The sequence below is a fragment of the bacterium genome, from assembly GCA_028820935.1.
GTDB lineage: Bacteria > Actinomycetota > Acidimicrobiia > Spongiisociales > Spongiisociaceae > Spongiisocius.
Genome location: JAPPHZ010000043.1, coordinates 19,372 through 31,465 on the forward strand (window position 1 = coordinate 19,372; position 12,094 = coordinate 31,465).

Genomic DNA, 12,094 nt, shown 5'->3' on the forward strand with positions numbered 1-12,094 from the left:
CGGCTAGCCGCCGGCCTGGTCGATCAGCGACCACAGGCGGCTCGGCGTGACCGGGGTCTGGTCCGCCTCGACTCCGAGGTGCGACAGCGCGTCGGTCACCGCGTTGGCCAGCGCCCCGGCGGCCGGGAAGCATCCCGCCTCGCCCATGCCCTTGAAGCCGCCCTCGGTGTGTGGCGAGGGGGTCACCAGGTGATGGATCTCGAAGTCGGGCAGATCCGTGAAGGACGGCACCAGGTAGTCCATGAGGGTCGAAGACAGAAGCTGTCCGCTCTCCTCGTCATACACGAACTCCTCCAGCATCGCGCCACCGAGCCCGTTGGAGAGAGCCCCGTGGATCTGGCCTTCCACCAGGAGCGGGTTGATGATCGTGCCGGCGTCGTCCACCACCACGTACTTGACCCAGTCGATCTTGCCGGTGTCGATGTCCACGTCCACCACGGCCACATGGGTCCCGCAGGCGGTCGTGAAGTTGGCCGGGTCGTAGACGTAGGTCGCCTCGAGGGTCGGTTGGTCCCCCTCCGGGAGCTTGTGCGCCCAATAGGCCTGCTGCGCCACGTCGGCCAGACTGAGGGACCGCATCTCCTCGGCGCCCTTCACCGATATCCGGCCGTCGGCGTAGGCGACGTCGTCCGGATCCGCTTCCAGGAGCCCGGCGCCGATCCGCACCGCTTTGGCCTTGATCTCCTCGATGGCCTTGATGACCGCCACCGCCGCCACGTTGGAACGGCTGCCCGCCGACCCGAAACCCGTGTACGGGGTCTGGTCGGTGTCGCCCCAGACGACCCGCACGTTGGCGATGTCGATCTCCAGGTGATCGGCGGCCACCTGGGCGAGCGTGGTCTCGGTGCCCTGACCCATCGGGATCATCCCCGTGTACAGGGTGGCCCTGCCGTGGGGGTCGATCTTCACGGTCGAGCCCTCGTAGCCGCCCGTGTAGTAGTCGAGAATGCCGAGGATGGCCGAGGGTCCGAAGCCGGACACGTGGATGTAGGAGGAGATGCCGATCCCGCGGTATACGCCTTGGTCCCGCAGGCTCTGCTGCTCCTCCCGCACCTTGTCGTACTCGACCGCCTCGAGGGCCTTCTCCAGCGCCGCGGGGTAGTTGCCGCTGTCGTAGACGGCGCCGCCCGGGCTGAAGTAGGGGAACTCATCGGCCTGGATCATGTTGCGGCGACGCAACTCGGCCGGGTCGATCCCCAGCCTGCGAGCCGTCTTGTCCATCATCCGCTCGATACCGAACATGGCCTCCGGGCCTCCGAAGCCGCGGAAGGTGCTGTTCGGGGTCTTGTTGGTGGCCACCCCCACCACGTCGCAGTGGTAGTTGGCGATCTTGTACTGGTTGACCGCGGCGGCGCCCGTCACCCAGGCGGGCCCGATGCCCACGCTATGCAGGTGGGCGCCCTGGTCGCTCAGCACCCGGCCCTTGAGGCCGAGGACCGTCCCGTCGGAGTTGGCCGCGAGCTGCCATTCCTGGAGTTGCTCGCGCCCGTGCACCGTGGCCTGGAGCGCCTCCCGGCGATCCTCGATCCACTTGACCGGCCGGCACAGCTTCATCGACGCCAGCGAGACGAGGATGTCCTCGGGGTAGCGGTCCCATTGATTGCCGAACGCGCCACCGATGTTGGGGGTGAGGATCCGGACCGACGTCTCGGGAATGCCAAGGGCGGCCGCCAACTCCGTGCGGAGCAGGCTGGCCACCTGGCTCCCGGAGTGGAGGGTGAGGGTCTGGCGAAGATCGTCCCACTCGGCTACGTGACCGCGCGTCTCCAGCGCCACGCCCGAGTAGCGACCCACCTTGAACCGTCCGGAGACGATCTCGTCCGCCTCCTCGAAGGCGCCGTCGATGTCACCGGCTACACCGAGGGCGTTGATCCCCGGGAAGGTGTACTCGATGATCGTGTTGTCGCCCATGTCCTCGTTGATCACCGGAGCGCCATCGGCCAGGGCAGCCTCCACGTCGACCACGTGGTCGAGGATCTCGTAGTCCACGTCGAGCAGATCGAGGGCGTCCTCGGCCAGATAGCGCGAGTCGGCCACCACCGCGGCGACCGGCTCACCTACGTAACGAGCCTTGCCGGGGGCAAAGGCGGGCGTGGTGCATTCCTTCTGGCCCGGAAGGCGCCAGATGGTGGGAAAGTCCCCGATGCCCTCCAAGTCGGCGGCTGTCAGCACGCAGTGGACGCCGTCGAGGGCCTCCGCCGCGGCCGTGTCGATACCGTTGATGCGGGCGTGTGCGTACGGACTGCGGAGGATGGCCATGTGGACCGTCCCGGCCGGCTCGATGTCGGCGATGTAGCGACCCCGGCCCCGGATCAGCGGAGCATCCTCCCGGCGGGGCGCCGAGACTCCGATCCACCGGTTTTCCTGCGTGGTGGTCATGCGCTCCCCCCTTCAGCGGACATGACGGCAGCTGCCGCCTGCACCGACTCGACGATCTTCTGGTATCCGGTGCAGCGGCAGATGTTGCCGCCCATCTCCTCCCGTATCTCCTGTGGGCTGGGATCCGGGTTCCGTGACACCACGTCGATTCCGGCCAGGATCATCCCCGGCGTGCAGAAGCCGCACTGCAGGCCGTGGTACTCGGAGAACGCACTTTGCATGGGGTGGAGATCGTCGCCGTCGGCGATGCCCTCGATGGTGGTTATCTCCGCGCCGTCCGCCTGTACGGCGAGCATCAGGCAGGATCGGACGACCTCGCCGTCGAGCAGGATCGTGCATGCGCCGCACACCCCGTGCTCGCACCCGAGGTGGGTCCCGGTCAGGCCGAGGTCCTCGCGTATGGCATCCGCCAGTGTCTTGCGCGGCTCGACCGAGACCGCCCGGCCGGCGCCGTTGACGTTGATTACGACACTCATGTTCTCAGCCATTTCCGCCTCCTGCCTGGCCGGCCGCATCATTCAAGGCCCGTACCGTCAGAACGTTGATCAGATGACTCCTGTACTCGGCCGTTCCGTGAACATCCGAGGTGGCGGGAAAGTCCGCGGCCGCACCGGCCCCGGCCGCCGCGAACGCGGCGTCTCCCGTCTCGGCGCCCACCAGAGCGGCCTCCGCGGTGGGTAGGCGGGTGGCATGGGTGCCCCCGAAAGCCCCTAGTGCCGCGTGCGTGATGGTCGACCCATCGGTCGTGATCACCGCCGCCACCCCGGCCAGCGCGAAGTCGCCATGCCGGCGGGCGAACTCCTGGAATCCGAAAGTGCTCCCCGCTGCTGCCGCCGGTATCCGGATCTCGGTCAGCAGTTCGGTGTCGCCCAGGGTCGTGTCGAACAGGCGATCCTCGATCAGGTCCTGCATCCCGATGACCCGCTCGCCGTCCACCGACCGGGCGGTGACCTCGGCATCGAGAGCCATCAGCACGGCCGGAAGCTCCGCCGCCGGGTCGTTGTGGGCCACCGAGCCGCCGATCGTGCCCCGGTTGCGGATCGCCCGGTGGCCGATCTCGGCGACGGCCGCGGGGATGACCGGATGTGCCCCCGCCACGTCACCCGACTCACCGACCGCGGTCAGGCGGGTCATGGCACCGATCCGCAGCGACCCGTTGGCCGAGATGTAGGACAGCGAGTCGACTCCGTTGACATCGATCAGGTGGGCCGGCCTGGCCAACCTGAAGTTGAGCATCGGCACGAGGCTCTGGCCGCCGGCAAGGACTTTCGCCCCCGATCCGTGTTCGGCCAGAAGATCGAGGGTCTCCCCGATGCTTTCCGGCGCCGAGTAATCAAAGACCGCTGGTTTCATAGGCGGTTCACCTCCTGCGTGACGGCGCTCCGGTCAGACCGCCGATTTCCCATCCCGGCAGGATCATAGACACGCCCGACCTGGGGGTGCGGTGATACGCGCCCAAAGCCCGAGCCCGTGCTGAAGACCCGTCGGATCGAGGCCCGTCGTGCCGCTCCCGGACCCGCAACGAGTCACGTGGCCACCCTGGTCGTGGCATCGGAGGACGGGCACCGGTACGTCGATGCCGAAGACCGCTCTGACTATGATCTGGCACACCCCGTCCTCGACCACCGACCACCGCCGAGACTGGGAAAGTGGGTTCGTATTCGCCTCGCCGTCGCTCTGGTTGCCGCCACCACCCTGATCCTCGGCCTGGCCGCGTGCGGAACGGACGGAGAGGGGCCGGCTACACCCGATGAAGCGGCTACCGGCTCCTCGTTCGCCGGAACGATAAGGATCGGGGCGGCCCTTAGCGAGACCGGCAAGTTCGCGGTGGAGGGACGCGACTCTCGCGAGGGTTACGACACCTGGGTGAGATGGGTGAACGAGGAGTACGGGGGCATCGAGATCGGCGGCCGCCGCTACGCCGCCGAGATCGTCTACTACGACGACGAGTCCGACGCCGACACGGCCGCCAACCTCGTCCAGAAGCTCATCGACGAGGACAAGGTCGACTTCCTGCTAGGTCCATACTCCAGCAGCCTCACCACCGGCGCCAGCGCCATCGCCGAGGCCAACAACGTCATCATGGTGGAGGGGAACGGGACCTCCGACACCATGTTCGAGCGCGGCTTCCGGAACCTCTTCCTGGTGGCCACCATCGCCAGCGACTACACCAAGTCCACGATCGAGGCCCTGGCGGCCCGGGGGGCGCGCACCGCGGTGATCGCCTACGAGGACACGTCCTTCCCCACCGCGGTCGCCAACGGGGCCCGGAGGCATCTGGAAGCCGCCGGGATCGAAGTCCTGGCCATGGAGACCTATCCCAAGGACATCCAGGACGCCTCGGCGATCATGACCAAGTTCCGCGACCTGGATCCCGACGTATTCATCGGCGGCGGCCACTACAACGATGCGGTGCTGTTCGTCAACGCGGCCAAGGAACTCGGGTTCGCTCCCGACGGGATGCTCATCACGGTGGGCCCGTCCAATCCCAAGCTGATCGACGAGCTCGGCGAGGATCTGGACGGCGTACTGGGACCTACCCAGTGGGAGCCGGTGATGGCCTACGAGGGCCCGTACTTCGGTAGCGCGTCGGACTACGCCGCCTACTACGAGAGCCTGTGGGGAGAGCCGCCCGTCTACCAGGCGGCCAGCGCCACAGCTGCCGCCCTCGCCCTCCACCTGGCCGTCGAGACCGCCGGGACGACCGACACCGAAGCGGTTCGCGAGGCCCTCTACGGGCTGGAAGCCGACACGTTCTACGGTCCCATCTCGTTCGACGAGCGCGGTGTCAACACCTCCAAGCCGATGGGCACGGTGCAGGTGCAGGACGGAAAGATCCGGGTGGTGGCGCCCGGCGAGGCGGCGGTCGCCGACCTGGTGTACCCGCTGGCCGGGGCGAGCGGTGGAGGGAAGGCCTCGGCCGCCGAGCGGGTGGCGCAGACGCTGGTCAACGGTATCGCCCTGGGCGGTATGTACACCCTCCTCGTGCTGGGGTTCTCGATCATCTGGGGGGTGATGGGCGTCATCAACTTCGCCCACGGCGAGTTCGTCATGATCGGCGCCTATGCGGCCTGGCTCGCCAACGACCTGTGGGGCGTGGACCCGTTCGTGACCGTGCCCCTGGTGTTCCTGGTGATGATGCTGGTGGGCTTCGGAACGCAGCGGCTGCTGGTCAACCGGGTGATCGACCGCCCCCATCTCGTTTCGCTGCTGGTGATGTTCGCGGTGGCGATCATCCTCCAGAACGTCATGAAGGTGGTGTTCTCGGCCGACTTCCGGCGCGCCGACACCGCGCTCGACGGCGTCTGGCAGGTGGCGGGCGAGGTGACGGTGCCGGTCACCCGCTTCTGGATCCTGGTGGTGGCGCTGGCCGTAGCGGGAGGCCTCAGCCTTTTCCTGGCGCGCAGCCGGCTGGGCAAGAGCATCCGGGCCGCCGCCCAGAACCGGGAAGCGGCGCGGATCCTCGGCATCGATGTCGCCAGGGTCTACGCGGTGACGTTCGCCATCTGCATCGGGATCACCGGCGTGGCCGGCGCGCTCATCAGCCCGGTGTTGGCGGTGCAACCCTTCCAGGGCCCGCCCCTCACGCTCAAGGCCTTCGCCATCACCGCCATGGCGGGCCTCGGATCGGTCCGGGGCGCCCTGGGCGGCGCCATGGTCCTCGGCCTCGTCGAAGCCGGGCTGGCCGTCTACATCCCCGAGATAGGCACCAACCTGGCGGTGGTGGCCTCCTTCGTGCTGCTGGTAGTGGCGCTCGTGGTGCGACCCCAAGGTCTCTTCAAAGGACTCCGGCCCGTGGACGCGACGGCGACATGATCCGGAACGGCCCCGCTCCAGGTCCGGTAACCCTCGTGCCAGGCGCCCGGGGACCGACCTCATGAGGCCGGCGACCTCCGGCGAGCCTGCCGCCGGCGCCCGGCCGGGAAACCCCGGTCGCCGGCGGGTCGTAGTCGGGGTCTCGGTCGGATTGCTGGTCGTGCTCGCGGTATTGCCGGCCCTGCCCGGTGTCGGCGACTCGGCGCTGTTCACGCTCACCATGATGCTCACCTCGGTGGCGGTGGCCGTGAACTGGAACCTCACCGGAGGGTTCACCGGCTACGTCGACTTCGGCCATGCGGCCTGGTTCGGGATCGGGGCCTACACCACGGCGATCCTGATGTCACTCCAGACCAACGGCCCGCAGATCGGCTGGGCCGCCCCTCCCGCCATCATCCTGGGCGCCGTGGTGGCGGGTGTCCTGGCCGCGGCCATCGGTAGGGCCACTATGCGCCTGAAGGGTCCCTACTTCTCCATCGCCCTACTGGGGACCTTCGTGGCCGTCCGGGAGATCGTGCGGGTTTCCGGGGGGCTCACCGGGGGCGGGGTGGGGCTGACCCTCCCTCCCTACCTCAACCGGCCGCTCTTCTACTACATCGAGTTGGCGCTCGTAGCCGGCCTGGTCGCACTCGTCTGGTGGCTGCGGGGCACGCGCTTCGGCGCCGCCCTGGTGGCCATCCGGGAGGACGAGGTGGGGGCGGAGACGCGCGGAATCAACACGACCCGTCTCAAGGTGACCGTGTTCAGCTTCGCCGGGTTCTCCACCGGGCTGTTCGGGGGACTGTGGGCCTACCAGAACACCTTCGTCGACCCCGACATCGCCTTCATCGAGATCCGGACCGTCGACGCGGTGATGGGCACCATGCTGGGCGGCCTCGGCACCGTGGCCGGACCCGTCGTCGGGACCGTCGCGCTGTTCTGGCTGCGCGAGCTGCTCTGGGCCCACCTGCTCGACTACCACCTCATCGCGCAGGGGGTGCTCCTGATCGTGATCGTCCTGTTCCTTCCCAGGGGTCTGGTCGGGATCATCGACCCGAGGGGCACCTCGGTCACCGCCCTGTGGCGGCGATGGATCGGGCGGAGTGCCCGCCCGGATGAGCCGGAGAGAGACCCATGACCGCGTTGCTCGATGCCCGCGGGGTGGTGAAGCGGTTCGGCGGTCTCACCGCGGTGGACGGGGTGGACATCAGCGTCGGCGCGGGCGAGATGGTAGGGCTCATCGGCCCCAACGGCAGCGGGAAGACGACCCTCTTCGACTGCCTGAGCCGGGTGTCGAGCCTCGACGCCGGTTCGGTCAGATTCGACGGTATCGACATCACCCGGCACCGGCCCCACCAGGTGGCCCGGCTCGGCCTGGCGCGCACGTTCCAGCTGATCCGGGTGTACCGCGAGCTGACCGTCTCCGAGAACATGGAGCTGAGCATCCAATGGGCGCAGGTCGGGGCGGCGCGCCTGTTCGGCCGTGCCGACCCGGCGACCCGCCGGAGGGTGGATTCCCTCTTGGAGTTCCTGCTGCTCGCCCCTCTCCGGGACGAGCGCGCCGGCGCCCTGTCGGGTGGCCAGCGCCGTCTCCTGGAGATCGGGATGGCCCTGATGAGCGAGCCGAAGCTGTTGCTGCTGGACGAAGCCACCTCCGGCGTCAATCCCACCCTCGTCGCCGAGATCGCCGACCGGCTGCGAGAGGTCAACGCCGACGGCGTGGCCATCCTGCTGGTGGAACACAACGTGGGCTTCGTGGCCGAGTTGTGCCACCGGGTGGTGGTCCTGGACCGCGGCGCCAAGCTGGCCGAGGGCACGCCGGGCCAGGTCATGGAGGACCCCGCCGTCATCGAGGCCTACTTCGGGGCGGAGGGGGAATAGTGGTAGCGACCGCCACGGAGCGCCCGCTGCTCGAGGTCCGGGACGTGAGCGCCGGCTACTACGCCGGCCACGATGTCATCCACAACATCGACCTCGAGGTGGCCGAGGGAGAGATCGTCTGCGTCATCGGACCCAACGGCGCCGGGAAGTCCACGGTGTTCAGGGCGATCTACGGCCTGGCGGAGGTGCGCTCCGGACGGGTGCTGTGTGATGGCGTGGACATAACCAACATCGCTCCCCAGGACGCTCTGCGCACCGCGCGTATGGCGATGGTGCCGCAGCTCCGCAGCGTCTTCCCCCAGATGACGGTCCATGAGAACCTGGAACTAGGGATGTACCTGGAACCCGACAGGGCGCGGGTACGGGATCGGATCGACTACGTCTACGGCCTGTTCCCGCGCCTCGCCCGGCGCTCCCGCCAAGAGGCCGGAACGATGTCGGGCGGGGAGCAACGCATGCTCGAGATCGGCCGCTCCCTGATGCACGAGCCCCGCATCGTCCTGATGGACGAACCCTCGGCGGGCCTGGCGCCCATCGTCACCCGCCAGGTGTTCGAGGCCATCCGGCAGCTGAACCGCGAGATCGGCCTTACGGTGCTGATGATCGAGCAGAACGCCCGCCAGGGACTAGAGGCCAGCCACCGCGGCTACGTACTCGAGATGGGCCGCAACAGCCACCAGGGACCAGCGGGGGAACTGCTGGCCGACCCCGAGGTACGGAGGGCCTTCCTGGGCGTGCGTTGAAACCGTTGCCGGAGCGGATCCCTCCGGCTGCGTCGATCCGCGAAAATCGTGTAGCCTAGATTGCCTTATTTATGCTATAATAATAGAATCAATCAGTGAAGAGTTTCTGCCTAGCTACCTGAAAGGACACGATGGGTCTCATCCGCACCACCGCTGCAATCCGGAATCCGGCCGAACCGGATCGAGTGTGGGAGGGGACATTCCTCGTCGACACCGGTGCCATCGACTGCCTCGTGCCGCGCCCCCATCTCGAGGCCATCGGCCTGAGACCGGAAGGACAACGGAAGTACACGCTTGCCGACGCCAGCGAGGTAACCATGGATGTCACCGTCGGCCGGATCGAGTTCATGGACACATTCGTCGGGGCGACGATCCTCTTCGGAGAAGCCGGCAGCGAGCCGCTGCTCGGCGCCACCGCTCTCGAGTCGTTGGGCATCGAAGTGGATCCGCTCAACCAGACTCTCACGAGACACGCGGCGATCAGCCTGAGGGGAAGGCTCATCCTGAACCCATCGGAAACGATCTCGCTCCCTCAGGCCGAGCCCGGTCTCTCGTAGCCCCGACTCTCCATGGATCAGGGGCGCTATGGCTGGGAGGACTCCCTGGTCTTGGAGGAGGCGGACGACCGTGTCGTCCTGAGGGGGAACGAGGACGCCAAACTGTCCTGGGAGAAGACCTATCGTGCGATGGCCTCCGAGCAGGAGGACTGGAGCGACTTCGACGTGACTGCCGCCGACGGATTGGACTGATGGCGGACTTCCCCAAGCGGTAGCCGTCTACTTCGCCGACCTCAATCCCACCGTCGGAAGCGATCCCGCTCCCTCGCACCGAGCCTGGTCACTCGTAGCAACCGGCGGTACCACACCGCCACTCCGGAGGCAGACCACTAGAGCAGACCGCTAGATTGGCTCCGAGACCGGACACGAGAAGGGCGGGAAGATGGCTGCCACTGCGCTGGTAGGCGGAAGGGTGATCGACGGTACGGGAAGGGCGCCGATCGAGGATGCCGTGGTGCTCATCGACGGGGAGCGGATCGATGCCGTGTTCCGCAGGGGCGACATGGAGGTTCCCTCCGGCGCCGAAGTGGTGGACATATCCGGCTCGACGGTGATACCCGGCCTGATCGACTGCCACGTCCACGTGGGGGTGCTGGCCGACAACTCCTTCCTGCAGGTGGAGGACCCGGCCTCCCTCGCCGACCAGTTCATGACCACCCTGCTCGGCCACGGGGTGACGACCGTCCGGGACACCGGCAACTTCAACCCTGACGAGGTTTTCCGCACCTTCAAGGAGGGCCGGGACGGCTGGCCCCGCTTCTTCGGCGCCGGGACGATCCTGGACGGTCCGGCAGATCCTCCCGCGCCGTGGCGCTGGCTGGCCATCATCGACGACGAGGCTTCCGCCCGCGCCGAGACAGCCCGCCTGGCAGAGGCCGGGATGGACTTCATCAAGGTGTACGTGTGGGCCCGCCTGCCGGTGCTGCGGGCGGTGGTCTCCGAAGCCCACCGCCGGGGGGTGCGGGTCGCCGCCCACGTCGGGCATACCGTCACCGTCGAGGAGGCCGTGAAGGTGGGCGTCGACGCCCTCGAGCATGTGCGGGTGGGCCGCGAGTTGGTCCCCGAGAAGCGCCAGGCGGAGCTGGCGGCCCTGCCGGGGCGGATCCTGGATCCGTTGGTCGGCTTCCAGCCGTGGCGTTACATCGACCCCGAGTCGGACCTGGCCGACGGCCTGATCGCGCTTATGGCCGAGCGGGGCACCTTCATCACGCCCACCCTGACCCTCTCCCAGAGCATCCTGGCCGGGAACACGGAGGCGGCAACGTGTCCGGCCGGCCTCGACGAGATGCCGGAGGCGGTCGCCGAGCAGTGGAGCCAGTACGCCTACCCGTTCGACTACAGCGAGACGGACTGGGAGGCGGCCCCGGTGGAGTTGCGGAACCAGATGGCCTTCATCGGCCGGGCCCAGCGCGGCGGCGTGAACGTGACGGCCGGAACCGACCTCACCAACCCCTTCGTGGTGCCCGGCCACAGCATGCACGAGGAGTTGCGCCTGCTGGTGGACGGATGCGGGTTCACCCCCACCGAAGCCATCGTGGCCGGAACCAGCCGGGCCGCCGAGTTGCTGGGCCAGGCCGACGAGCTGGGCACGGTCGAGAAGCGCAAGCTGGCCGACCTGGTGGTGCTCGACGGCAACCCCCTCGACGACATCGGCAACACCCGCCGGATCTCCGCCGTCTACAAGGGAGGCCAGCTAGTCGCTTAGCGCTACCTGATCTTCCGGGCACCCGCCTGAGGCATGCTGGAACCCGTGGTCCGGGGAGTCGTCCAAGGCATCACCGAGTTCCTGCCAGCCTCGTGGTCGATGGTGTACATACCCGGTCGGAGATAGACTGAGGAGATGGAACCTGTTCAGCCGATCAGCCCCGTGACTACACGTCGGAACGGGGTGAAACTGACCCGTGATCAGGCAAGAAGCCTGTTTCTCCACACCGCTATAGCACGGGAATTGAGGTCTCGCGAATCCGAGGGCATCGAGATCGCCCGGCGGAACATCGCCCGGATGCGGTCGGTCAATCCGCATGCCGCACCCCTCCTGGACGAGTGGGAGAGGATTCTCCAGGGGTCGATCGACCAGATCGTGGACAGCATGCTCGATCCCGGCTTCCGCGGTCAGGACCTTCGACAGGTGACCCCCTTCGGCGGGATTCTCACCCCCACCCGACGTGCTGATGTCTACAGGTCGTTCGCAGGAACGGCATGAACCGCGAGGCGTTTGATCACGCCATCCGGGCCTCCGGCGCCATCCTGGGCGAGAACGAACTCTTGGTGATCGGAAGCCAGGCTGTCCACGCGTCGGTCTCTGAAGTCCCGATCGAAGCGGAGCAATCCCTGGAGGCAGACATTGCTGCTCTATACGACCCGCACGAACGGAAAGCCGACTTGATTGATGGTTCCATAGGCGAAGCGTCGATGTTTCACACAACATTCGGTTACTACGTTCAGGGCGTGACCGAGTCCACGGCTGTCCTCCCTCGAGGCTGGCGCGACCGTCTAGTCAGATATGAGACACCGGGTACGAATGGTGTGGTGGCCTGGTGCCTCGAGATTCACGACCTGTGGATATCCAAGGCAGTCGCCTTCCGTCTGAAGGATCGCGAATTCTGTGCCGCTCTGATGTCTGAAGGCTTGGTGGATGCCGGCACACTCGCGCGTCGCCTGGATGCAGTCGAAGGTTTGGAGGCAGAGTTGCGCAGCCAGGTATCCAGACTCATCGAACGGCCACCACTGCCCTACTGA

At 67.4% G+C, this 12,094-nt stretch carries 12 protein-coding genes; 9 read left to right on the forward strand and 3 right to left on the reverse strand.

The window, feature by feature from the left end; translation table 11 throughout:
* Positions 1 to 3 precede the first annotated feature (3 nt).
* Genes OXM57_12475 through OXM57_12485 form a run of 3 tightly spaced genes read right to left on the reverse strand, consistent with a single transcriptional unit; the run spans position 4 to position 3,732 of the window.
* Positions 4 to 2,379 carry a xanthine dehydrogenase family protein molybdopterin-binding subunit gene (locus tag OXM57_12475; protein MDE0353496.1) on the reverse strand — a complete coding sequence of 792 codons (2,376 nt, stop codon included), beginning with the start codon at positions 2,377 to 2,379 and terminating at the stop codon, positions 4 to 6.
* Entirely contained in the window at positions 2,376 to 2,867 is a 492-nt protein-coding gene (locus tag OXM57_12480) for a (2Fe-2S)-binding protein (protein ID MDE0353497.1), read from the reverse strand. Before OXM57_12480 ends, OXM57_12475 begins: the two co-directional genes overlap by 4 nt.
* Positions 2,860 to 3,732, reverse strand: coding sequence for a xanthine dehydrogenase family protein subunit M (locus OXM57_12485; protein MDE0353498.1), 873 nt, complete (start codon positions 3,730 to 3,732; stop codon positions 2,860 to 2,862). The genes OXM57_12480 and OXM57_12485 overlap by 8 nt, the downstream gene beginning before the upstream one ends.
* Before the next feature lie 177 nt (positions 3,733 to 3,909).
* On the opposite strand from OXM57_12485, the gene OXM57_12490 reads away from it, so the two are divergent.
* The 9 genes from OXM57_12490 (at position 3,910) to OXM57_12530 (ending at position 12,094) form a co-directional block, all read left to right on the forward strand.
* Positions 3,910 to 6,195: an ABC transporter substrate-binding protein gene (locus tag OXM57_12490; protein MDE0353499.1), complete on the forward strand. Its 2,286-nt coding sequence runs from the start codon at positions 3,910 to 3,912 to the stop codon at positions 6,193 to 6,195.
* 61 nt (positions 6,196 to 6,256) lie between these two features.
* The gene (locus tag OXM57_12495; protein MDE0353500.1) at positions 6,257 to 7,312 is read left to right on the forward strand and encodes a branched-chain amino acid ABC transporter permease; all 1,056 of its coding nucleotides are present in this window, start codon (positions 6,257 to 6,259) and stop codon (positions 7,310 to 7,312) included.
* Entirely contained in the window at positions 7,309 to 8,055 is a 747-nt protein-coding gene (locus OXM57_12500) for an ABC transporter ATP-binding protein (protein MDE0353501.1), read from the forward strand. Before OXM57_12495 ends, OXM57_12500 begins: the two co-directional genes overlap by 4 nt.
* Positions 8,055 to 8,798 (forward strand): ABC transporter ATP-binding protein, encoded by a 744-nt coding sequence (locus tag OXM57_12505; protein ID MDE0353502.1) that lies wholly within the window; start codon positions 8,055 to 8,057, stop codon positions 8,796 to 8,798. The genes OXM57_12500 and OXM57_12505 overlap by 1 nt, the downstream gene beginning before the upstream one ends.
* 131 nt (positions 8,799 to 8,929) lie before the next feature.
* Entirely contained in the window at positions 8,930 to 9,355 is a 426-nt protein-coding gene (locus tag OXM57_12510) for a clan AA aspartic protease (GenBank protein ID MDE0353503.1), read from the forward strand.
* A 12-nt stretch (positions 9,356 to 9,367) separates the two neighbouring features.
* Positions 9,368 to 9,547, forward strand: coding sequence for a hypothetical protein (locus tag OXM57_12515; GenBank protein ID MDE0353504.1), 180 nt, complete (start codon positions 9,368 to 9,370; stop codon positions 9,545 to 9,547).
* Between the two features lie 190 nt (positions 9,548 to 9,737).
* A complete protein-coding gene (locus tag OXM57_12520; protein ID MDE0353505.1) occupies positions 9,738 to 11,060 on the forward strand; it encodes an amidohydrolase family protein in 1,323 nt (440 codons plus the stop codon).
* A 243-nt stretch (positions 11,061 to 11,303) separates the two neighbouring features.
* Positions 11,304 to 11,558, forward strand: coding sequence for a hypothetical protein (locus tag OXM57_12525; protein ID MDE0353506.1), 255 nt, complete (start codon positions 11,304 to 11,306; stop codon positions 11,556 to 11,558).
* The gene (locus tag OXM57_12530; protein MDE0353507.1) at positions 11,555 to 12,094 is read left to right on the forward strand and encodes a hypothetical protein; all 540 of its coding nucleotides are present in this window, start codon (positions 11,555 to 11,557) and stop codon (positions 12,092 to 12,094) included. The genes OXM57_12525 and OXM57_12530 overlap by 4 nt, the downstream gene beginning before the upstream one ends.

What these genes read in the sequence shown, in the direction of transcription:
- OXM57_12500 (MDE0353501.1), top strand. Translation starts at nt 7,309, where the DNA reads ATGACCGCGTTGCTCGATGCCCGCGGGGTGGTGAAGCGGTTCGGCGGT.
- OXM57_12510 (MDE0353503.1), top strand. Translation starts at nt 8,930, where the DNA reads ATGGGTCTCATCCGCACCACCGCTGCAATCCGGAATCCGGCCGAACCG.
- OXM57_12530 (MDE0353507.1), top strand. Translation starts at nt 11,555, where the DNA reads ATGAACCGCGAGGCGTTTGATCACGCCATCCGGGCCTCCGGCGCCATC.
- OXM57_12475 (MDE0353496.1), bottom strand. Translation starts at nt 2,379, where the DNA reads ATGACCACCACGCAGGAAAACCGGTGGATCGGAGTCTCGGCGCCCCGC.
- OXM57_12515 (MDE0353504.1), top strand. Translation starts at nt 9,368, where the DNA reads ATGGATCAGGGGCGCTATGGCTGGGAGGACTCCCTGGTCTTGGAGGAG.
- OXM57_12520 (MDE0353505.1), top strand. Translation starts at nt 9,738, where the DNA reads ATGGCTGCCACTGCGCTGGTAGGCGGAAGGGTGATCGACGGTACGGGA.
- OXM57_12495 (MDE0353500.1), top strand. Translation starts at nt 6,257, where the DNA reads ATGAGGCCGGCGACCTCCGGCGAGCCTGCCGCCGGCGCCCGGCCGGGA.
- OXM57_12480 (MDE0353497.1), bottom strand. Translation starts at nt 2,867, where the DNA reads ATGGCTGAGAACATGAGTGTCGTAATCAACGTCAACGGCGCCGGCCGG.
- OXM57_12485 (MDE0353498.1), bottom strand. Translation starts at nt 3,732, where the DNA reads ATGAAACCAGCGGTCTTTGATTACTCGGCGCCGGAAAGCATCGGGGAG.